This window comes from Micromonospora sonneratiae, assembly GCF_042679305.1.
Classification (GTDB): domain Bacteria; phylum Actinomycetota; class Actinomycetes; order Mycobacteriales; family Micromonosporaceae; genus Micromonospora_H; species Micromonospora_H sonneratiae.
This window is the reverse complement of sequence record NZ_JBHTMP010000068.1, coordinates 12,026-34,042: the sequence shown is the minus strand read 5'-3', so window position 1 is coordinate 34,042 and position 22,017 is coordinate 12,026. Positions and strand designations below refer to the sequence as shown.

Genomic DNA, 22,017 nt, shown 5'->3' with positions numbered 1-22,017 from the left:
CGGGTCGTCGACGGCCTGATCCAGGCGGTGGCACCCGTGCTGGCCGGCTGAGCCGACCCGTGCTGGCCGGCTGAGCCGACCCGTGCTGGCCGGCTGAGCCGACCCGGCCGGACCTGGGCGGGTACGGACCGGTGCCGGCCCACGCTGTGTCGTTGCCTGCCCTGCGAGGCTTCGGCTGGCCCTGCCGGCGTTGGTAAATCGCTTGACGGCCGTCGGTGGCCACGATGAGACTTGCCGGGTCGTGCCGTCTCCGGCCCAGGGCCGGATCAAGAGGAAGGGGTGAGGGTAATGGTTGCGATTCTTCCCCGCTTCAGCCTGCCTTCTTTCATCTTGATCAAGGGGATTTCACAGTGCGCGAGCACGACTACACTCCATCGGCGCGGGAGCGCCGAGCCCGTGGTACCCGTCGCTTCGACGACGACGAACCACGCTTTCTGAAGCGGCCCCGGCACACCCTGCCGGCGTCCATCGACACCAACGCTGACCTCGACGAACCCGCGACCGGTGACCGCTGGTCCAGTTGGGACCAGGCGGCACAGGGACCGACCCCGCACCCGGACTGGTTGGTCACCGAACTCGCCGCCGTCGACACCGAACTGGGTGTGCTCAAGACCGGCAAGGAAGCCGAGGTGCACCTCGTCCGGCGGGGCGTACCCGGCACCGACCGGTCCTGCCTGCTGGCGGTGAAGCGCTACCGCGCGCCGGAGCACCGGCTGTTCCACCGGGATGCCGGATACCTGGAGGGACGCCGGGTACGTCGGTCCCGGGAGAACCGCGCAATGGAGGGGCGGACCGCATTCGGGCGGCAGATGATCGCCGGGCAGTGGGCGGCTGCCGAGTTCGCCGCCCTGTCCCAACTCTGGCAGGTCAGTGTCGAACTGGGCAGCGTCGCCGTGCCGTACCCGGTCCAGTTGTTGGGCACGGAACTGATGCTGGAGTTCGTCGGCGACCGAGACGAGGGGCAGGCCGCTCCTCGGCTGGCGCAGGTACGACCCGAACCGGGCGAACTGCGCGAGCTGTGGAACCAACTCGTGGAGGCGCTGGTCGTACTGGCCCGGGCAGGGCTGGCCCATGGCGACCTGTCACCGTACAACCTGCTGGTGCACGAGGGACGTCTGGTGATCATCGATCTGCCGCAGGTGGTGGACATCGTGGCCAACCCGCAGGGCCCGGAGTTCCTGGCCCGCGACGTACGGGTCGTCTCGACCTGGTTCGCCGCGCGGGGCCTCTCCGGTGAACTGACCGATCCGGCCGAGCTGACCCGGCAACTTCTGCGGGAGGCAGGCATCCGGTGAGCGGCCCTGGCGGGCGTCTCGCGGTGAGCGGCCCTGGCGGGCATTTTGCGGTGAGCGGCTCTGGCGGTCGCCGGTGGTGAGCGGGCCGGGCGGTCGTCCGTTACTGGAGGTAACGCTCGACCTCGGTCTTGCTGCGGGCGTGGGTGGTCTCCGGATCGGTCCCGGCCTGCCGGGCCGCTCGCCGCTGGCGCAGCAGATCCCAGCACTGATCGAGGGACTTCTCCAACTCGCGTAGCCGGTCGCGTTCCTCGTCGGTCGTGGCCCGTGCGGACTGGTTCTGCTCGCGCAGCCGGCGCTCCTCGTCGACCAGTTCGGTGATGCGGCTCAGAATCGTGCTGTCGTCCATGCCCTGAGCCTGTCACAGCCCAGGTACCGCTGCCCCCGTTCCGGCTGGTAGTCGAGGCGCCGGAGCGGGGGCGGGGCGGCCGTCCAACAGGGCGGTGCGCGGGCGCGTCAGCGCGTCGGCGGCAGTGTCGATCGTCAGGACCCGACGGGGTGGAGGGTGTCGCCCGTTTCCAGCAGCGTCTTCAGGTTGGCCAGGAGTTCCGGCCAACCGCCGGTCTCGGGCTTCCGGCCGCTGACGGCTTTCAGCATCTCGCTGTCGGTTTCGAAGCCGTCGTGGGTGACCGTCAGCTTGACCGCCGACCCGGCCGGCTCGATGTCGAACGTGACCTTTGATCGCTTCTCCTTCATCAGCTCGGCGAGGGCCTCATCGGTCCAGCCGAAGATCTCGGCGTGATCGGGCTGGTAGTTGTGCCAGGTGTAGGAGAGACGTCGGAACGGCTGTGCTTCGAGGACCACCTGGTCGAGATCCTGGAAGTCCTCGCCGGGTGCCGGCTGCCAGAGGATCGGCGAGCCGACCTGCCAGTCCGACTGGAGACCGGCACCCCAGTATCGGAAGGTGAAGGCCGGCTCGGTGAGCGCCTTCCACAGCTGCTCGGGCGTGGTCCTGATGTACGTCGCGTAGACGAACTCGGTCTGGGACACCGTTGGTTCCTCCAAGGCTCGCTTCAGATCGGCGAGCGCTTCCGCCCGCCCACGGTGGTACCGGCTGATCCATCGTTCGGCGATATCGCTGATCGGTGCGGCGTTGAGGTAGTGGATCTTTTCTCGGCCACGCCAGGTGACCGTTATGAGGTTGGCGGCTTCGAGCACTGCAAGGTGTTTGGTCACCGACTGGCGGGTCATGTCCAGCCCCGTGCACAGTTCTTGCAGGCTCTGGCCGTTGCGCTGGTTTAGCCGGTCCAGCAGTTGCCGTCGGGAGGGGTCGGCCAGCGCTTTGAAGATCGCGTCCATCGCCACGTCCTGTTATGCAGCCTTTTGGTTGCACAGCCAACATATGCAGTCCTACGGCTGCATGTCAAACGTTGGTGCAGGGTGTCGTCCGATGGTGTACCGATGCGGGCCGCTTCGGCCTACGGACGTACCCGGCCGAGGCTGGCGTCCACCCGGGCCAGGTGGCTGCGTAGGGAGTCGGGGTTCAGGTCCGGTCGGCCACCGGGGTGCCCGACCGTGGCGCTGGCGGCGGCCACCGCGAGGCGGGCCGCCCGCTCGGGCGGCTCGTTCCGGAGCAGTGCCATGGTCAGCGCGGCGGTGAACGCGTCCCCGGCCCCGGTGGTGTCGACGACCGGCGTGTCGGTCAACGGTACGAGCAGGTGGCCGTCCGACCAGACGAACAGGTTGCCCACCGGGTCCACGGCGAGAGCGACCAGGCGGGGGCCGGAATCGAGCAGTCTTCTGGCGGCGTCGAGTATCCGGCCGGGAACGACTCCGGCGGTGGGCAGGTCAGGTGCAGGATCGTCGTCACCAGTGGTGCCGAGGAGCGTGGCGGCCTCGCGGGCGTCCGCCCGGATCACGTCCGCCCGGGCCAGCAGCGCCGGTCGTCGGTCGTCGTCGGCCGGCGTCCCGTCGAGCACGACCAGCCCGGTTGCCTGACGGGCGGCGCACAGCGCGGCGGCCGAGGGCTGTTGGAGTTGGATGACCACTGCGGCTGCGGCGGCCAGCGTGTCAGCCGCAGCGACGACGTCGGACTCGGTCAACAACACCGGCTCGGGCAGGTGCTGGAGGTAGCGCCACCGGCCGTGCCGGTCGAGCACGTCGATGATCAGCCCGGTGCTGGTCCGCGGGCGACGTACGACGTGCGTGACGTCGATGCCGTCCCGGGCCGCCTGGGCCAGCAGGTCGTCCGCGACCGGATCGTCACCGGCCACCGCGACCAGGCCGACCGAGACGCCGAGCTGGGCCAGGCCGACGGCCTGGTTCGCGCCCTTGCCACCGAGCATCTCGCGCCGCAGACGTACGTCGGCCGCCGCGCCCACCGGCGGCAACTCGTCCACCACCACGACCAGGTCGCGGACGAGTTGACCGACCACCAGCACCTCCGGCGTGCCCACGGTTGCTGCCTACCCGGCTACGTGCCCGGTCAACCCGTACGCCCGGCGCGCATCCCGTGCGTTCCCAACGCGGGACGGCCAGGGTAAGATCCCGATCTATGTCTGAGATGGTTCCCAGGCAGACGAGGTGATCGACCGTGGGAGGCCAGGGACGCGACGGTACGGTCGTCGGACGTACGGACCCTCCCATCCGGGTGGCGACGGCTACCGACGGGCGCTACCTGCCGTACGCCGCTGCCATGGCGCACTCGCTGGCGGCCCACCGCGCACCGGCAACCGAGGTGGAGTTGACGATCCTGTACGTGGACGTCACCGCCGACGACCAGCGGAGGCTGGAGCGGGGAGCCGCTGGCATCACCATCCACTGGGTCCTCATGGACGCGGACAGCTATCAGCGGTGGGGGGTCGAGCCGGACCCGCTGGTGCTGGCCCCGCAGTACTTCCGCTGCCTACTGTCCAAGATCATGCCGGCTACCGCCGACCGGGTGATCTACATCGACGCCGACACCGTGGTGCTCGACGACCTGACCCCGCTCTGGAACTGGCCGCTGGCCGGGCTGCCGGTGGCGGCTGCCGGTGATCTGATGTCGGTCATCCAGGATGCGATCAGCCACTGGCAGGAACTCGGCCTGGACGGAGAGGCACCCTACTTCAACTCCGGCGTCATGGTGATCGACCTACCGAGATGGCGTGCGGAGGGGATCGGTGACCAGGTGCTCCGCCGCTGCCAGATCGATCGTGATCGGCTCCTGATCCGCGACCGCTGGCCCCAACACGACCAGTACGGCTTCAACGTCGTACTCCAGCGCCGCTGGGCACCCCTGGCCAGCCGGTGGAACCATTTCCCGGAGCGGCGTTCCAGCCGCCCCGGGATCGTGCACTTCCTCGGTGACACCAAGCCGGGTGCCCACCGGACCCGGCCCGAGTTCACCCGCCTGTTCGTGGACGCGGTGGACGCGACCCCGTGGGCGGGTTGGCGACCCACCGTCAGGGCACCGGCTCCCGTCCGTCGATGACGGGCTGACGAGGGGTGGTCCAGGCGCCGGGCGTACCACCGCCGTGGTGGGACGACCTGATGAACCGGTTGGTGGCTTCGTCCAGGATCAGGGCCGTTCCGTTACCGATTTCGAACATCATCCCCACCAGGTGGACCCGCCCGTCGGCCTCGGCCCGCTGGACGGTCGGCAACCGGCGGAGGTTCTCCAACTGCTGTACGACGTTCGCCCGGCCGAGCCGGTCCACCGGGTCCTGGTCCTCGTCGCCGGGGATCGTCCGCTCCATCCGTTGCAGGGACGACAGGCCGTGCCGCAGCCAGCCGTCCACCGACGGCATGGCAAGCCGGTCCTGGGCCGTGGTCAGGAGCGCGGTCATCGCCCCGCAGCCCGAGTGACCACAGACGACGATGGTGCGTACCTGCAACACGTCGATGGCGTACTCGATGGCGGCGAGGGTGGAGTCACCCACGGCGTGCGGGCCGGGGACCAACGGGCCGAGATTGCGTACGGTGAACAGGTCACCGGGTCCGCTGCTGGTGATCACGTTCGGCACCACCCGCGAGTCGCTACAGGTCAGGAAGAGGGTCGACGGCTCCTGTCCGTGACGCAGTTCGCCGAGTACGTCGAGGATCATCGGGGCGGTACGACGGTGGAACTCGTCCACCCCGGTGAGCAGTTGGTCGACTGCGGCAGGCAGGCGGGTGGACTGCCATCGTGACCACGGTGCCAGCCACCGGGGGACGTGCGTGCCGCTGGTCCGGCTCCGGGGCGGACGTCCGGCCCGGATGCTGCTGAAGACCGGTGTGGCCACCTCGTCGATGAGTACGCTGCCACCGCCGCGTTCGTGCGTCTGCACCCAGTTGTCCAACATCTCGTACGCCGCGTGGTCCAGATAGTCCACCAGCAGTTCCAGGCGTACCCGGCTGCCGATCGGGATGGTGGCCAGCTGACGGGCCAGTCGGGGCAGGGACAGGAAGGTCAGCGTTCCCTCCACGACGACCCGCCAGGGCGTGGTGCCCGTCGACGGTACGACGTGCACCGGCGCGTGCAGTGCCCGGTGCAACGCGAAGAGCAGGGCGACGACGATGCCCAGGATGATGCCCTGAAGGAGGTTGAGCATCACCACACCGGTCAGGGTCACCCCGTACACGAGCAGTTCACCGTGTCGGGCCAGGGTCCGCATGTGGCTACGGCTCACCGCCAGTCGGGCCCCGATGACGACCAGCAGCCCCGCCAGGGCCGCCAGCGGGATCTGCCGTACCACCGGTGTCAGTGCCAGGGCGAAGACCGCGATCCAGATGCCGTGCACGATGGTGGAGCCCCGGGTACGCGCTCCGGCCTGGACGTTCGTGGCGCTCCGTACGATGACGCCGGTCACCGGTAGGCCGCCGGCGAGTCCGGAGAGGGTGTTGGCCGCGCCCTGCCCGACCAGTTCGCGGTTGAGGTTGCCCGGTTTTCCCTCGTGCATCCGGTCCACCGCCATGGCGGACAGCAACGATTCCACGCTGGCGACCAGGGAGACGGTCAGGATCGCGAGGAGGACACCACCCCACCGTCCCTCGGGCAGTTCCGGCAGGCCCAGCGAGCCCAGCAGATCCCCCGGCAGGGAGACCCGGGGCAGGGCCATCGGCAGTGACACGAGGGTCATCACGGTGACCGCGGCCAGGGGCGGGGGGACCAGGTCCAACGGCCGTGGCAGGAGTGGCCAGAACACGGTGAGCGCGACCGTTCCCAGGCCCACCAGTGCGGCGGCGGGAATATGGGCGGTGAGCTGGCCCGGTAGCTGGAGGAGGTTCTCCCGGGCGGAGGTGAACGGATCGCCGCCCAGCAGGACGTGCAGTTGGCTGAGGACGATGGTGATTCCGATGCCGGCCAGCATGCCGTGGATGACGGCGGGACTGATCGCCATCGCGGCACGGGCGAGTCGGCTGAGGCCGAGCAGGATCTGGACGACTCCGCTGACGACGGTAATGAAGCAGGTGACCCGCCAGCCATAGGTGAACACCAGTTCGGCGACCACCGCGGTCAGTCCGGCGGCCGGGCCGGAAACCTGTAACGGTACGCCCCCGAGCGCGCCGACCACGATGCCGCCGATGACGGCGGCGATGATTCCGGCCGCGACCGGCGCACCGGAGGCGACCGCGATGCCCAACGACAGGGGCAACGCCACGAGGAAGACCACCAGGGATGCTCCGAGGTCCGGACGCCAGGGCCAGCGGCGGATAGCGGACCAGGTGGTGGTGCAGGACCGGGTGAACCGGCGGGTCGGCGGTGAAGCGGCGAACATGGCTGCTCCTTCCAGCAGGGCGGGCCAGGCCCGCTGAAAGGACTAACGTCCGAGTCCGCCGTTCAGCGACGACCAGCGGTGAACGGTGGGTCAAACCCGGGCCAAGGGATGGCCGGATGTCGTACCGGAAGGTGCTTTCGAGGGGGAGTCCGACCTCGGGGAAAGGCCGGGGACGGTCAGGGCTGGCAGTTGTCCGCCGGTGCCAGGCGGCTGATCGCCACCAACGGCACGATCCGGTGCTCGGACCTGGCCTCGCCGGTCGCCACGATGAGATTGCCCCGGTCGGTACCGACGAGGGCACCGCAGAGTCGGGTCCCTTCGAACTCCACGACGACCAGGGAACCGGTGGGGCCGGTGGTGGGACCCAGCCAGGTGAAACCGACGGCCAGGGCGATCACACAGACGGCGACCAGGGTGAGCTGGCCGGCGCGGGTGATGGCGCGCTGGATGCCAGCAACTTCCAGCCGGGTCCACTCCTGGAGGTCCTCGCCGGTCAACAGGCATTCATCGGAGGGGGTACCGGAGGCCGCGCGGATCGCCAGCAGGCTCGCCCACACCAGGCAGCCGAGCGCGACGCCGAGCGCGCCCACGACCAGCCATCGGTACGGAACGGCCAGGGTCGAGAAGTTGTCCCGGCCCTTCACGATCAGTACGGCACCCAGCAGCGTGGTCAGCCCGGCCAGCCCGGTACGCCAGGACTCCGCCTGTCTGCGGGCAGTGTCGAGCTGGTGGAACCGGAGTTGGTGCGCCTTCTGCGCCCAGCGCCACCGGTCGGTGCTCATGACAGTTCCACCTGCCAGTAGGCGCCACAGCCCTGGTCCCACGCCTCAGGGGGACGGTTGGCGTGGACATGACCGCAGTCGCAGTAGACCGTACGTGCACCGGTGGGTTTGCCGGTGGGGGCGGAATTCTGCCGGGAGAAGATTCCCTTGTGCCCGTACGGCAGCCCGTACTCCCAGGTGATGGTGGTGTGACCGCCGCAGCCGGGGCAGTTGCCGGCGACCTCGATGCGCCGACCGTCGGACGACGGGGAGACGGTGAATCCCGTGTCCTGGAGCCGATGGTCGGTCAGCTGGTATTCGATGGGACGGTGGTGCTCGATCCGGGGGCTAGTCGACAACCTGCGGCTCCTCGTCGAGTTGGTATCCGATCAGCGGTGCAAAGCGGCGTAGTCGTTCGCGTATCTGGTCGACCGGCTCGCCGACCTCTTCCGCAGCGGTGGCGACATGTGCCGGGCCCACCCGGCCGGACAGGGTCGGCTCCTGCCCGTCGAGATACCGGGTGATCACCAGCAGGTCCTGCCAGTGCACGATCCCGTCCGGTACGGCGTCGACCGGGTAGTCGAGGGTGAGACCGAGCGGGACGAGCCGGGCCATCCGCTGGTGTGTCCCGGCCAGCGTCCAGCCGAACCGTCCGGCCGTCTGGACCAGTCGTAGCGGGCTGACCCGGTCGATGAAGTGCTCTGCTCCCTGGTCGTCGATGGTGACCATCATGTCGCGGTCGTAGCGGTCCGGCGTGATGTCGCGGTACGTCTGCTGGGTAGCCTCATCGAGTTGGGGCAGTGGTGCGCCGAGGGCCCGGTACGGCTCCAGCCGTGCCAGGAAGTCACCCACCGACTGGCGAGCCGCTACCGCACCGGCGACAATGCTTCCTGGGCTTATTCGCCAGGCCAGGGCGACGTCTGGATCGTTGGTCTGAGTCCAAGTCCCGATGAGGGCGGTTCGTTCCTCCAGGCGATGGCAGGTCGCCGGGGAGGTGAGGGTCCCGCTGGGGAGTGCGGACCGATCAGTGGTGTCCGGCAGGATGGTTTCCAGGTATTTGACTGCCTCACTGATGCTGCAATCCAGGTAGTAGGCCAGGTCGACGAGTTCCGGGACGGTTACCGGTCGGCGCGGGTCGGCGAGATCGAGTAGCCGGCGGAATTGTTCTAGCCGTTTCTCGAAGCCTGCGAAGTCCCGTGACCGGATCTCCCGCACCAGCCAGCGTATCGCCTGCCAACCTGTGTCCAGGGTGTATCGCGTTACGGAGCCGTTGTACCGGTACAGGTCGTCGTTGACGAATGCCCGTTCAGTGTCGGTCGGGGTGAGGTCAGTGATGGTGTCGAAGTCAGGCAGTCGGAGCATTCCGGTCTCGGCCAATCGGGCGAGACCACGGTATGCATCGTGTGTGCTGGTCGCGGTACGCCCAGCCAAGGCGAATACGTGTAGCAGGGTGAACCGTTGGCCGACCACGTCGACGTAACGCAGGGCCTCGCGTTCCAGCGGAGTCAGGTCATTCGGGTAGCGGTCACGCTTGGTGATGCAATGACCGAGTGGGGCGAATTTTTCGAAGAGGGTGAGTACGTCGTTGACGGGTCGGCCGAGGCTCGTGCTGACCTTTACCACGTGGGCGGGACTGACCTCTGACCCGATCCACGGTGCCCGGCCGGTGACGTGTTGGGAGAACAGGTCGAGTTCGGCTCGGTTGAACATGTGGTCGCGTAGTGCCGTCAGGTCACCGGCGGGCGGTGACCAACCGTCCGGCACGATCTGGGCGACCCGCTGCAGCACCTCGTCCAGGGGGGCGTTCAGTTCGACGCTGGCCCGGGCCAGCCAGCCACCGACTGCGGATCGAGGCGGCTCACCGGGTGGTGCCCAGGCGGCCAGGGCCAGCAGCAGCGGCTGGTCATCGGGCTCGAAGGTGTGGTTGAGCTGGGGGATAGCACGGTTCGCGGTCAGATCGAGCCCGGTGATCGCGTACCGCCGCAACCGCCGTAGGCGCTCGGCTACCGGATGATCCTCGTGCGCGGCGATTTCCAGCAACGTGTCCACCGGCGGTCGGCCGTACTGGCTTGGGTTGCGATAGCCACCCGTTTCATAGAGGTCGGTGAGCACGTCGGCGTCGAAGGGGTCCACGGTGGGAAAACCGTCGATCCGGACAGCCGAGGCAATCTGATCGCTGCCCAGGGAGGGAGCCGCTCCGCCCCACACGCCGGTGCGCCAGGCAATGATCCACATCTTGCTCTGCCCGTATATCCGTCCCATTCCACGTACGACCAGGTCGAGGTCGACCGGTAGGCAGCCGACCTGGCGGATGGGTAGGGAGATTCCATGCCCCCATGGCCCCTCCACCGGGAGCGTGCGGTCCTCGCTAACGAGGTGGGTGAAGATGTCCTGGGCCACGGCCGGGGTGGACCTGGCGACCTGCCACAACCAGGACAGTGTCAGCCCGGACCATTGGGTGAGGCTGGGCAGGGAATCGAGGATCTGACCACGTACCCACTGCTTGTCCCAGCGGCGCAGCTTGTTACGGTCCACGGTGAACTGCGGGCGACGGGTGTCGCGCAGGTTCACCACGAATCCGTGGGTCTCCTCGTTGGTCCGGATGCCGTCGGCGGCCAGGCCACCCTCACCGGAGACCCACCACAGGTCATCGCCACACTTCAGCGGCGGGGTCGTCGCGTCCGGATAGCGGAGGGTCTCCGGCTGCCAGGTTTCGTGCCCGGTGCCGGGCTCCTGAACCTCGACGCGGAACTCGGCCAGCCACAGCAACCGCCGCATGGTGCGAAGCACCGAGAGCCGGTCCTCACCGGTCAGATACAGGCGTACCCGGGTGCCGCCACCGGGCAGTTCCGTGGTGGAGGTGATCTGGAACAGACTGCCGCTGCTGGCGATCCGGACGCTGTGGGCCTGCGATCCAGGCACGTCGTACTCGTCGACCGGACGGGTGACGATCTGGATCTCGTCAGCGATCATGAAGTAGCTGAACACTCCGACCCCGAACTGGCTGTTGGGCACCAGCCGCAGCGGCGGGTCGAGATCCTGCCAGTGAGCCTGCTCGTAGCGGAAACCCTGGCGGTAGACGAACCGCTCACCCGCGTTGGCGAACGTGTTCTTCAGGGCCTCCACGCTCATCCCGACACCGTTGTCGGTGCACTCGACGAACTCCCGACCGTCGGTGTCCACTCCCTGGTCGAATGTGATCAACCCGGCCCACGGCGTCACCTGGCAGTTGATGCGCTCCCGATAGCATCGACGGACGTGCCGGTACCGGCAGGCATCCAGCGCGTTCTGGTACAGCTCCCGGATCGCCAACATCGGATCGCCGTACAGTTGGCGGCCCATCAGCAACTCGCGGACCTTCTCATCGGACAACCGGAACCGCAGCAGGGGCGTCTCGTAAGCCGGAACGCCGTCATGATGCTCCGGCCGCAGGCCGCTGGCGGTGAACCTGGTCGGCAGCCCCTTGGCGAGCTCGGGGTCGAGGACGAGGCGTTCGCGTACCGTCCGGCCAGCCAGCTCCGCCCGGTTCGCCACGTCCGTGAACGCGTCGTGCAGCGCCGGGTGGTCGCAGACGGCATGCAGGTTGAGGGCGCCAGTGGAGCGTCGCCAGTCCAGCCGGGCAGTGGCCGCCAGCAGCGCGGACAGCTGCAACTCGGCACCGATTCCGACATGGTCGACCACGACGGTGGGCATCCGCCGGGGATCGGCGGCGATGATCCCAGCCAACCAGAGCAGTGCGGCGAGTCCGCGCGTGCGTGGGTCGAAGTCGGTTTTTCCCAGCCGTTCGATCAGCCGTCGGTCGTCAGCGTCGGCACCGAGGCTGTGCATCAGTACCCGTAGGAGCGAGCACAGCTCGCGCTCGGTCATCGTGCTGGCCGGTCCGGACGCCACCGCTGCCGCCAGCCGTCGGCAGACCAGGGCGGCGGCGTCACTGTCCCACAGCCGGGGCCGGGCACTCAGCCAGCGGTGCACCAGCCACATGGCCAGCGCGTCCCGCGCCTCGTGCTGGTTCCGCCGGGCCAGCCCCTCGGCTCGCCGACAGACATGCTCGTGCATCGCGTGGGTGATCTCGAGGTCGGCTCGTGGTCCGTCCCGATACGTACGCGAGAAGTCCGTCGGTGCGATCGCGGCGGCCTCACGGAGGCCCTCGGCGAGGGTCGCCTCCCGCATGAACGGCACCGCCACCAGGATGCCCACCTCATCCGGGGTCAGCTCCACGTCCGGTGCGAGGCAGGCGTCGATCGCCGTCAGCACCCGCGTCGGATAGTCGTGTGCCGACCAGGGGTCCTTCACCCCCGCCCTCGACAGGAGGACGGACTGCGCGTCGCCCCACCGGCGCGCGAATTCGTCGACGACACCGGCCGCAACGGTCCGGATCCGGTCCCGGCGATGTGCGTTCGACGGGCAGCGGTCCCACAGCGAACTGTCGGTGACCGCCCGTCGCCAAGCCTCGGTGATCTGGTCACCCTCGCAGATGACGACATCCCCCCGGGCACGGCTGCCGCTGCCGTGCCGGGCCCAGACGATCTCCGGAACCTGTTCCATCCCCTCGGTCCGGGCCGCCTTGCGGGCCATCTGGCGTTCGACCTCGGTGTAGACCTCGTCGAGGGTGCGGGCTGGACTGCGCCGGTCCAGTGCCTCCGCGAGTGCCTGGCTGAAGAAACTGCCGGTGTCGGCGTACCGGCTGCGTTGCCCGGGGCGGCAGCTGTTGACCAGTGCGAATTCGCCACCGGCCGGGTAGGGAAGCACCCCACCCTGTGGTTGGACCGCCATCGGCGCGGCCGGGTCCTCCCGGCAGGCGTCGACGAAGAAGATCGCCAACCGCGCCTTGCAGTGTTCAAGGTAGCGTGGCATGACGGGGACAAGGCTGTCCCGGTCCGGCCGCTGCCCGCCCGGCTCCGGATAGACGTCGCACGGCACCAGGTAGCTCTGCCCGTCGATCGTCACGCCGTGGCCGGAGAAGTACAGGATCAGCACGCCCCCGGGTGGGACCTCCGCACAGGCCCGGATGACCGCCGCCCGGATCCGGCTACCCGTCGCCTCCTGGCCGGTGCCGTCACCCACACCGCAGTGCCGGACCTGGTAACCGGACTGGCCGAGCGCCTCGGTCATCCGCGCAACGTCCGCAGTGACCACGTCGGGGATTGGCTGAAACAGGTCGCTGTCGCAGGTGGGCACACCGATCAGCAGGGCATGACGATCCGTCACTGGCTACCAACCAAGGAAGAGGGGAGTCACATCCTTGCATAGGTGGGCAACGGTGAGTGACCGGTCGTGCCGCTCGGACGACTCGCCAAGCTAGCGGTGTGTGTCGATCAAACGGGTCCGACGCTGATAGCCTCCGGTCAGGCCGACCGCTTCCACACCTGTGCCCGGACCAACTGTGGTGCGCGGGTGACGACAGCGAAGAGGAGACCGGATGAGCCTGCGACAGGATGCGAAGGCGATCCAGGACGAGTTGGCGAGCCTGCGCCGGGAACTGCACCAGATCCCCGAGATCGGTCTGCACCTGCCCCGTACCCAGGAACGGGTGCTGGCCGCGCTCGACGGCCTGCCACTGGAGGTCAGCACCGGTGTCGGGTTGTCCTCCGTCACCGCCGTGCTGCGCGGCGGTCGCCCGGGGCCGGCGGTGCTGCTACGCGGTGACATGGACGCCCTGCCGGTGACCGAGGAGACCGGCTTGCCGTACTCCTCGCAACACGACGGTGCGATGCATGCCTGCGGACACGACCTGCACACGGCCGGGCTGGTCGGCGCGGCCCGACTGCTGGCCGCCCGGCGGGAGACGCTGGCCGGCGACGTGGTGTTCATGTTCCAGCCCGGGGAGGAGGGCTGTGACGGTGCCGGGCACATGATCGCCGAGGGAGTGCTGACCGCAGCCGGCCGTCCGGTCGATGCGGCGTACGGCTTGCACGTGCTCTCCTCGCTGCTGCCCAGCGGGATGTTCGCGTCCCGACCCGGACCGCTGATGGCCGCCTCCGACGGCCTGTTCGTACGGGTCGTCGGTGCCGGAGGGCACGGTTCCCGGCCACACGACACACTCGACCCGGTGCCGGCGGCCTGCGAGATGGTCACCGCGCTGCACACCATGGTCAACCGGCGGTTCGACGCGTTCGAGCCGGTCGTCATCACCGTCGGCTCGTTCCACGCCGGCACACGGCGCAACATCATTCCCGACGACGCCAGTTTCGAGGCGACGATCCGCAGCTTCTCCGGCCGGATCAGCGAACAGATGGAGGAGCACACGGTACGGCTGTGCCACAACATCGCCGCCGCGCACGGGCTGCGGGCCGAGGTCCGCTACGACCGGGAGTACCCGGCGACCATCAACCACGTCGCCGAGCACGACTTCGCCGCCGACGCCGTACGGGAGGTCTTCGGCGAGGAGCGGTTCGAGCCGATGACCAACCCGATGACCGGCTCGGAGGACTTCTCCCGGGTGCTCGACCGGGTGCCGGGGGCGTTCGTGTTCCTCGGGGCCTGCCCGACCGACGATCCGGCCACCGCAGCACCCAACCACTCGCCCCGCGCCGCGTTCGACGATGCGGTGCTGGCCGACGGTGCGGCACTGCTGGCCGAGTTGGCCGTCCGGCGGATGCACCGCTTGCCGGCCCGGGGCCTGACCCCTATGCAGCGCACCAGCAGCCAGCAGGGCAATCACCCGTTCAGTCACTGACCGAGCGGCACCGTCGATGATCGATCCGGGGACGGTGCCCACGGCAGAAAATGGCAGGCGGTCAGCCTTCGCCCGGCGTAGGTTCCTGCATCGTGGCAGTGATCATTAGAGACTTTCAGCCGGCAGACGCCGAGCAGGCCGCCGAGAGCAAGCGGGCGGCGATCCCATTCATGGTGATCACCCCCGAGCTGACTTCCTGGCAGGTGGCCAATGTGCCCGCCGGTCAGCGGCACCGGCTACTGGTTGCCGAGGCGGATGGTCGGGTCGTGGGCAGCGCCAGCGTCGGGATCTACACCGAGAGCAGCCAGCCCGGCCAGGCATTCGTCAACCTCAGCGTGGCACCCGGTGCCCGGGGTCGTGGCGCGGGAGCCGGACTGCTGACCACCGCCGAGGAGTACCTGACCGGACTCGGAGCCAGCACCGCGTACGCCTGGGTGCTGGACGACGAGGCGTCGACCAGTTTCGCGGAACGGCACGGCTACCGGCGGAGCCGCTCGTCGTACTTTTCGAGGCTGGATCTGGTGGCCGACCCGCTGCCTCCGGTGCCGGCCCTACCGGAGGGCGCGGAGTTGTGTCGCGGCACCGATTTCGTCGACGAACCCCGACGGCTGTACGAGTTGGACGCCGAGGCCGCAGCGGACGAGCCGGGGGACGTGGACAACGCCGCGATGAGCTACGAGGACTGGCTGGCCCTCTACTGGCACCGCCCCGACCTCGACCTTGCCCTCACCTCGGTGGTACTGGTGGACGGCGTTCCCGCTGCCTTCAGCGTGGCGCAGACCGACGGCCGGGGGCGCTACTGGTCGGGGATGACCGGCACCCGCCGGGCGTACCGCAACCGGGGGCTGGCCAAGCTGGCGAAGGCCGACTCGTTGCACCGGGCCCGGGCGGCCGGCTGCACCGAGGCGTTCACCGGCAACGACAGTGAGAACGCCCCGATGCTGGCCATCAACAACTGGTTCGGTTACCAGCGCGCCGCGCGGGAGTGGCGCTACGTTCGCGAACTGACCGGCTGACCGAGCTGACTGCGCTCGTGCAGTCCGTACCGGACCGAGGTCGCCACGAACCTGGCCGACGCCGGCCCGGTGCGGGCGGATCCGACCGGGCCGGATAACGGCCACCGGAGCCACGGCAGTGGTAGTGGCAGGCCGTGGACCTGCGGTGCTACCGTCCGTCCGGTGATCGACACCGAAGTGCAGCTCGTCGCCCAGCCCCGTCTCGACACCCTGGTGGACAGGTATCCCACCGGCGTCCACCAGTTGCGCAGTGAATTCGCGGGGGTCGCCTGGATCGGCGACATGCCCGATCGGGGCAGCGGGATGATGGGTCCGAGCTACCAACGACGTCCGTTCGACACCCGGCTCTTCCTGCCGGACACCCACTGGTACGACGTGGACCTGCTGGCGGACGTCGTGGTGCAGGTTAGCGCCAGCGTGTTGCAGGTCGCGAGCACCGCGCAGCAGACGCAGGGCCTGCTCGGTGCGGTGGCTGAACCGGTGGTGGAGTTCTACGAGCACCCCGAGGGGCTCGACGGGGTGGGGCTCTGCCTCTGGCTACGGGGCACCATCTGGTCCAACATCGGCCTGTCGTACCGGGTGAGCGTCCTGTCCGACTCTGCGGCGGTGATCCGCTGCGGAGCGGCCGTGGACGGGGCGGACGAGGACAGCGACACCGACCCGGACGTGTCCGGTGGCGGTGACGGCGGTGGTGGCGGCGGGGAGTAGGGCCGGCAACGGCGCCCGATGACGGGACGGGCCCGTTCCGATCGCTCGAAGCGACCGGAACGGGCCCGTCCGGGTCAGACCGCTCAGGCGGTGAGCATCTTGCGCAGGACGTACTGCAGGATGCCGCCGTGGCGGTAGTAGTCCGCCTCACCCGGGGTGTCGATGCGGACCACCGCGTCGAACTCGATCCCCGTGTCGGTGGTGACCTTGACCGTACGCGGGATCTGGCCGTCGTTGAGCGCGGTCACCCCGGTGATGGTGAAGGTCTCCGTGCCGGTCAGACCGAGCGTCTCGGCGGTCACCTCGTTCGGGTACTGCAACGGCAGCACACCCATGCCGATCAGGTTGGAGCGGTGGATCCGCTCGTACGACTCGGCGATGACCGCCCGTACGCCGAGCAGCATGGTGCCCTTGGCCGCCCAGTCCCGCGACGAGCCGGAACCGTACTCCTTGCCGGAGAGGATCACCAGCGGGACCTCAGCGGCCTGGTAGGCGACCGAGGCGTCGTAGATCGAGGTCTGCTCACCGGTCAGGTGGTTGACGGTGAAGCCGCCCTCGACCCCCGGCACGAGCTGGTTGCGCAGCCGGATGTTGGCGAACGTGCCCCGGATCATTACCTCGTGGTTACCGCGCCGGGAGCCGTACGAGTTGAACTCGTGCCGGGCCACGCCGTGCTCGGCCAGGTACTTCCCGGCGGGGGAGTCGGCCTTGATCGCACCGGCCGGCGAGATGTGGTCGGTGGTGACCGAGTCACCCAGCTTGGCCAGTACCCGGGCACCGGAGATGTCGACCACCGGCTGCGGGTCACGGGCCATGCCCTCGAAGTACGGGGGCTTGCGCACGTAGGTCGACTCACCGGCCCAGGCGAAGGTGTCCCCGGTCGGGGTGGGCAGCGACTGCCAACGCTCGTCACCGGCGAAGACGTCGGAGTACGCCGCACCGAACCCGGACGCGCCGATGGCGGAGGCCATCACGTCCTGGATCTCGGCGGAGCTGGGCCAGATCTCCCGCAGGAAGACCGGCTCGCCCTGCGAGTCGTAGCCGATCGGCTCGTTGGCCAGGTCGATGTCCATCGTGCCGGCCAGCGCGTACGCCACCACCAGCGGCGGGGACGCCAGGTAGTTCATCTTGACGTCCGGGTTGATCCGGCCCTCGAAGTTGCGGTTGCCGGAGAGCACCGAGACCACCGACAGGTCGGCCTCGTTGACCGCGGCGGAGACCGCCTCGGGCAGCGGGCCGGAGTTGCCGATGCAGGTGGTGCAGCCGTAGCCGACCAGGTGGAAGCCGAGCTTCTCCAGGTAGGGCGTGAGACCGGCCCGCTCGTAGTAGTCCATGACCACCTTGGAGCCGGGGGCCAGGGTGGTCTTCACCCACGGCTTGCGGGACAGCCCCCGCTCGACGGCGTTGCGGGCCAGCAGCGCCGCGCCGAGCATCACCTGCGGGTTGGAGGTGTTCGTGCAGGAGGTGATCGCGGCGATCACGACGGCACCGTGGTCGAGCTCGTATTCGGTGCCGTTCTCGTCGGTGACCCGGATCGGGTTGCTCTGCCGACCGTTCGCGCCGGTGGCCGCGGAGATCAGGTCACGCGGCTGGTCGGCCGGGTCGATCTGGTCGTTGGCCGGCGGGTCGCTGGCCGGGAACGACTCCTGGCTGGCCTCGTCGGCCGGGCCGGTGACCGGCTGCTTGTCGGTGTCCAGGTAGTTCTGCAGCGCCGAGCGGAACAGCGTCTTGGCGTTGCCCAGCGGTACCCGGTCCTGGGGGCGCTTCGGGCCGGCCAGGGACGGCTCGATGGTGGAGAGGTCCAGTTCGAGCCGCTCGCTGTAGTCCGGCTCGGCGGCCGGGTCGTGCCAGAGGCCCTGCTCCTTGGCGTACGCCTCGACCAGTGCGACCTGCTGCTCGGTGCGGCCGGTGAGCTTGAGGTAGCGGACGGTCTCCTCGTCGATCGGGAAGATCGCGACGGTGGAGCCGTACTCCGGGGACATGTTGCCGATGGTGGCCCGGTTGGCCAGCGGCACCGCGCTCACGCCGGGGCCGTAGAACTCGACGAACTTGCCGACCACACCGTGCTTGCGCAGCATCTCGGTGATGGTGAGCACCAGGTCGGTGGCGGTGGTGCCGGCCGGGGCCTCGCCGTGCAGCTTGAAGCCGACGACGCGGGGGATGAGCATGCTCACCGGCTGGCCGAGCATCGCGGCCTCGGCCTCGATGCCGCCGACGCCCCAGCCCAGCACACCCAGGCCGTTGACCATGGTGGTGTGCGAGTCGGTGCCGACGACGGTGTCCGGGTAGGCCTGCCCGTTGCGCTCCATGATGGTACGGGCCAGGTACTCGATGTTGACCTGGTGCACGATGCCGGTGCCCGGCGGGACGACCTTGAACTCGTTGAACGCGCTCTGGCCCCAGCGCAGGAACTGGTAGCGCTCCTTGTTGCGCTCGTACTCCAGCTCGACGTTGCGGGCGAAGGCGTCCTCGCGGCCGAACAGGTCGGCGATGACCGAGTGGTCGATGACCAGCTCGGCCGGGGCGAGCGGGTTGACCTTGGTCGGGTCACCGCCGAGCTCGCGGACCGCCTCGCGCATGGTGGCCAGGTCGACCACGCAGGGCACACCGGTGAAGTCCTGCATCAGCACCCGGGCCGGGGTGAACTGGATCTCCACGCTCGGGTCGGCGGTGGCGTCCCAGCCGCCCAGCTCCCGGATGTGGTCAGCAGTGATGTTCGCGCCGTCCTCGGTGCGGAGCAGGTTCTCCAGCAGGATCTTGAGGCTGTACGGCAGGCGGTCGTGCCCGTCCACCTTGCTGATCTTGAAAATTTCGTAGCTCGCGTCTCCGACGCGTAGCTGGGTCTTCGCACCGAAGGTGTCGAGGCTCGCCACGTCGTACTCCTTCACACCAGCGACCGTGAGTAGTCCTGAGCAGTCTTTCGTACGGGGTACCGCACTGCCGGGCTTAGGTAACACTTACCGGCCGAATTCTCCGTTCAACAAAACCGTACGTCCGTCTTGCTATTGGCGCAACTCCCGGTCAGGTTCTGGGACGGGAGAGGGCGCAGCGGCGCCCGGATCACGCCAGGCTGCCGACCTTGAGCAGGAGCGTACGGCGGTCCTTGGTGGTGACGGCGACGAAGTCCCCGTCGAGGTAGACCTGCTCGGGCAGGTCGGCACCGACATTGACCTTGCTGGTTGCCTTGCCGGTCGCCGCCTCCACGACCCAGACCTGCCACTGACTGTTCCTGCCGTCGTAGTTGGTCAGGACCATCCGACCGGCGGCGGTGGCGACGATGCTCGGAGTGTTGGGGAAGGACCGCAGCTCCTTGCCGGTGAAGTCCAGCACCAACGGATCACGGATCGAGTCGAACGGGCCCTCACCGAACAGGAGCACACCGCCGTTGACCTGCCAGGTCTCCTGGTCCGACCACTCGACCTTCACCCGCCAGCTCTCCTTGCCGGTGTCGATGTCCACGGCGACCGTGTAGTCGCCGTCGTTCTGTGGCGTGTCGATCGACGCGCAGACCAGACGCGGTCCACACACCGCGACGTCCTCGATGTCGAAACCGGCGGTCAGCGGAAGGGACCAGGTTGGCTTGAAGTTGGGCACCGAGTAGGCGGCGAGGACTGGCCGGCCGCCGGAAGCCGACCGGTGCTGCTTTCCGATCGCCAACTTGTCGAAGCCCACCCACACCGCTTCGTCCAGTGGCAGCTTCCCGCTGCCCAGGCGGGCGTTGGTCCGCGCGTTGAACGCGTAGCCGACCTGCTTGCGGGTGTCCAGTTCGACCATGGTCTCGCTGGCGGTCAGGGTCTCCCGGAGCCCGCTCTTCGCGGTGGGCAGCAGGCCGGGACCGGCGGGGGTGTCCGCCGAGGGGAAGATCCTCAACGCCGAGATCCGGTGCGCCCCGGGCGTCAACAGATCGTCGTTGCCGGGCCGGTGCCACTTCCGTCGGCCGGTACGCAGGTCGACCCGTTCGACGGCGTTGTCGTAGATGCCGTCGAGCACCTCGGTCACCACGTCGGTGCCGTAGTAGGCGATGTCCACCCGGTCTTCCCAGGTCTTCTGCCACAGCACCTTTCCGTCGGCGGCGGAGAGTACCGCCCGGACATCCTTGCTGTCGTTCACCACCGAACTCTCACCGTCGACGATGATCAGATCGGCGACCGGGGTGAGGCGGACCTCGGTGGGCTCCATCCGTACGCTGGTGGTCCAACGCGGTGCACCTGCGCCGCCCGCCAGTTGCGACATGACCTGGGTGATGCCGTTACCTGCGTACGCGGTGACGACGTGGCCGTCCGCGAGGGTTACGGTGGTCGCCCCGAGCTGGCTCGACGTGACCTCGGTGATCTGATCGAGCTTTCCACCGCCGCCGTTGCCGTTGCCGTTGTCGCCGCCGACGCCGAGTGAGTCGAGACCGGAGCCAAGGCCGTCCGAAGCGTCACGAAGTTTGTCGCCCACCCACTGTCCACCCTTGACCAGGGTGACACCGCCCGACGCCAGCAACGCGACCACCACGGCCGCGATCACCGCACGCCGTCGGGTTCGTGGGCGCGGGGGCACGCTGGGCGCCTTGGCCCCGGGGTACGGGCCGGACGGCTGCCGGGGCACCGCGTACGGGGCGGAGGGTGCCGAGCCGCCGCCCGGTGGCGGAGGCGGGCTGGTCGCGGTCGGGGCGCTGGCTGGTGAAACCGGTTGCGCCTGCCACGGAGACGGCACCGGCCAGGGCGGAACCGGCGGCATGGCAGCCGCGTCGGTGCTGGAAGCACCGGCCGACGCCATCGGCGTACCGCTGGTGGGGGCGACCGCCGGGGTGTCGGCGCTGGTGTGCACCAGTGCGCCGTAGGCGACCGGAAGTTCCGGCTGCTCGGGCACCGAGGGAGCCACCCCGAGGCGGGTGTGCAGCCGGGTCGCCACCAGCGGCATCCGACTCGCCCCGCCGACCAGCAGCAGTCCGGCCAGGTTGGCCGGGGCGACCCCGGCCCGCTGGAGGACCCGGCGGATCTCGTCGACGCCCCGGGCGACCAGCGGTGCGGCGATCCGGTCCAGTTCCTCCCGGGTGAGGTGCATCGGCTCCTCGAGGCCCGGCACGTGGACCGGGGCCGTGGACGCGCGGGAGAGCATCTCCTTCGCCGCGCGGACCTCGGACCAGAACGCCTGCCGGTCGCGCCGCTCGGCTGCGGTCTGCGGCCCGCTCAGCCGCTGCCACAGCTGCGGGTCACGGAGACCGGCGAGCTGGCCGAGGTGGGCGACCAGGGCTTCGTCGATGTCCAGTCCACCCAGGTCGTCGAGGCCACCGGTGGACAGTACCCGCATGCCGGTGACGTCCCGGCACACCACCGCCACGTCGAGCGTGCCGCCACCGAAGTCGAAGATGCCGAGGCTGCCACCGACCGGCAGTTGCTGACCGAGGACCTGTACGCAGTAGGTAGCGGCGGCGATCGGCTCGTCGAGCAACTGGACCCGGTCGAGTCCGGCCCGCCCGGCCGCGTCGAGCAGCACGGCCCGACGCGGCTGCCCCCAGTCGGCGGGGCAGGTCAGCACCGTACCGTCGGTGGTGGGATCCACCCCGGCGTGGCGGGCCTCCTCGACGACCCGACGCAGGATGGCGGCCAGCAGGTCCGCGACGGCTACTTCGGCGTCACCGAGTAGGACGTAGCCCTCGTCGATGCGGCGCTTCGGGTACGGCTCGAAGCGTTCCGGTTCGGCCGCGCCCAGCCGGGTTCCGTCCCGGCCGGTGTGCACGGTGCCGGTGCTGTCGACGAAGACACCGGAGGCCAGCAGTGGTGAACCGTCGAACAGCAGCGTGCGCGGCTGCTGGTCGACCCGGTGCACCACCGCGACGGTGTGCGTGGTGCCCAGGTCGACGGCCAGCCGGGGCGGATTCGCCACGTTGTCACCTCC

General features: G+C 69.1%; 14 protein-coding genes. 5 read left to right on the top strand and 9 right to left on the bottom strand.

The window, feature by feature from the left end:
• The first annotated feature begins 350 nt into the window (after positions 1-350).
• Complete coding sequence (locus ACFQ4H_RS29140) at positions 351-1,295, top strand: serine protein kinase RIO (protein WP_377577013.1); 945 nt, start codon at positions 351-353, stop codon at positions 1,293-1,295.
• 100 nt (positions 1,296-1,395) lie between these two features.
• Here ACFQ4H_RS29140 and ACFQ4H_RS29135 read toward each other — a convergent pair whose 3' ends face one another.
• The 3 genes from ACFQ4H_RS29135 to ACFQ4H_RS29125 all read right to left on the bottom strand — a co-directional run bounded on the left by ACFQ4H_RS29135 (position 1,396) and on the right by ACFQ4H_RS29125 (position 3,688).
• Positions 1,396-1,641, bottom strand: coding sequence for a DUF2630 family protein (locus ACFQ4H_RS29135; protein ID WP_377577011.1), 246 nt, complete (start codon positions 1,639-1,641; stop codon positions 1,396-1,398).
• A 134-nt stretch (positions 1,642-1,775) separates the two neighbouring features.
• Positions 1,776-2,591: an ArsR/SmtB family transcription factor gene (locus ACFQ4H_RS29130; protein ID WP_377577009.1), complete on the bottom strand. Its 816-nt coding sequence runs from the start codon at positions 2,589-2,591 to the stop codon at positions 1,776-1,778.
• 119 nt (positions 2,592-2,710) lie between these two features.
• A complete protein-coding gene (locus ACFQ4H_RS29125; protein WP_377577006.1) occupies positions 2,711-3,688 on the bottom strand; it encodes a PfkB family carbohydrate kinase in 978 nt (325 codons plus the stop codon).
• A gap of 137 nt (positions 3,689-3,825) precedes the next feature.
• On the opposite strand from ACFQ4H_RS29125, the gene ACFQ4H_RS29120 reads away from it, so the two are divergent.
• Positions 3,826-4,704: a glycosyltransferase family 8 protein gene (locus ACFQ4H_RS29120; protein ID WP_377577003.1), complete on the top strand. Its 879-nt coding sequence runs from the start codon at positions 3,826-3,828 to the stop codon at positions 4,702-4,704.
• Here ACFQ4H_RS29120 and ACFQ4H_RS29115 read toward each other — a convergent pair.
• The 4 genes from ACFQ4H_RS29115 to ACFQ4H_RS29100 form a co-directional block, all read right to left on the bottom strand.
• Positions 4,676-6,970: a SulP family inorganic anion transporter gene (locus ACFQ4H_RS29115; RefSeq protein ID WP_377577000.1), complete on the bottom strand. Its 2,295-nt coding sequence runs from the start codon at positions 6,968-6,970 to the stop codon at positions 4,676-4,678. The genes ACFQ4H_RS29120 and ACFQ4H_RS29115 overlap by 29 nt on opposite strands.
• A gap of 176 nt (positions 6,971-7,146) precedes the next feature.
• Positions 7,147-7,752 carry a hypothetical protein gene (locus ACFQ4H_RS29110; protein ID WP_377576997.1) on the bottom strand — a complete coding sequence of 202 codons (606 nt, stop codon included), beginning with the start codon at positions 7,750-7,752 and terminating at the stop codon, positions 7,147-7,149.
• A complete protein-coding gene (locus tag ACFQ4H_RS29105; RefSeq protein ID WP_377576994.1) occupies positions 7,749-8,090 on the bottom strand; it encodes a hypothetical protein in 342 nt (113 codons plus the stop codon). Before ACFQ4H_RS29105 ends, ACFQ4H_RS29110 begins: the two co-directional genes overlap by 4 nt.
• Positions 8,080-12,939, bottom strand: coding sequence for an HD domain-containing protein (locus tag ACFQ4H_RS29100; protein WP_377576991.1), 4,860 nt, complete (start codon positions 12,937-12,939; stop codon positions 8,080-8,082). The genes ACFQ4H_RS29105 and ACFQ4H_RS29100 overlap by 11 nt, the downstream gene beginning before the upstream one ends.
• A gap of 211 nt (positions 12,940-13,150) precedes the next feature.
• Between ACFQ4H_RS29100 and ACFQ4H_RS29095 the strand changes: the two genes are divergently transcribed.
• The 3 genes from ACFQ4H_RS29095 to ACFQ4H_RS29085 all read left to right on the top strand — a co-directional run bounded on the left by ACFQ4H_RS29095 (position 13,151) and on the right by ACFQ4H_RS29085 (position 16,131).
• A complete protein-coding gene (locus ACFQ4H_RS29095; RefSeq protein ID WP_377576988.1) occupies positions 13,151-14,407 on the top strand; it encodes a M20 metallopeptidase family protein in 1,257 nt (418 codons plus the stop codon).
• Positions 14,408-14,499: 92 nt separating this feature from the next.
• Entirely contained in the window at positions 14,500-15,423 is a 924-nt protein-coding gene (locus ACFQ4H_RS29090; protein WP_377576985.1) for a GNAT family N-acetyltransferase, read from the top strand.
• Positions 15,424-15,585: 162 nt separating this feature from the next.
• A complete protein-coding gene (locus tag ACFQ4H_RS29085; RefSeq protein ID WP_377576982.1) occupies positions 15,586-16,131 on the top strand; it encodes a hypothetical protein in 546 nt (181 codons plus the stop codon).
• Positions 16,132-16,214: 83 nt separating this feature from the next.
• Here ACFQ4H_RS29085 and ACFQ4H_RS29080 read toward each other — a convergent pair whose 3' ends face one another.
• A complete protein-coding gene (locus tag ACFQ4H_RS29080) occupies positions 16,215-19,019 on the bottom strand; it encodes an aconitate hydratase (protein WP_377576979.1) in 2,805 nt (934 codons plus the stop codon).
• A gap of 172 nt (positions 19,020-19,191) precedes the next feature.
• Positions 19,192-22,005 (bottom strand): Hsp70 family protein, encoded by a 2,814-nt coding sequence (locus tag ACFQ4H_RS29075; RefSeq protein WP_377576976.1) that lies wholly within the window; start codon positions 22,003-22,005, stop codon positions 19,192-19,194.
• Positions 22,006-22,017 lie beyond the last annotated feature (12 nt).

Coding starts and splice junctions, on each gene's coding strand:
- ACFQ4H_RS29110 (WP_377576997.1), bottom strand. CDS start 7,752: ATGAGCACCGACCGGTGGCGCTGGGCGCAGAAGGCGCACCAACTCCGG.
- ACFQ4H_RS29095 (WP_377576988.1), top strand. CDS start 13,151: ATGAGCCTGCGACAGGATGCGAAGGCGATCCAGGACGAGTTGGCGAGC.
- ACFQ4H_RS29135 (WP_377577011.1), bottom strand. CDS start 1,641: ATGGACGACAGCACGATTCTGAGCCGCATCACCGAACTGGTCGACGAG.
- ACFQ4H_RS29115 (WP_377577000.1), bottom strand. CDS start 6,970: ATGTTCGCCGCTTCACCGCCGACCCGCCGGTTCACCCGGTCCTGCACC.
- ACFQ4H_RS29130 (WP_377577009.1), bottom strand. CDS start 2,591: ATGGACGCGATCTTCAAAGCGCTGGCCGACCCCTCCCGACGGCAACTG.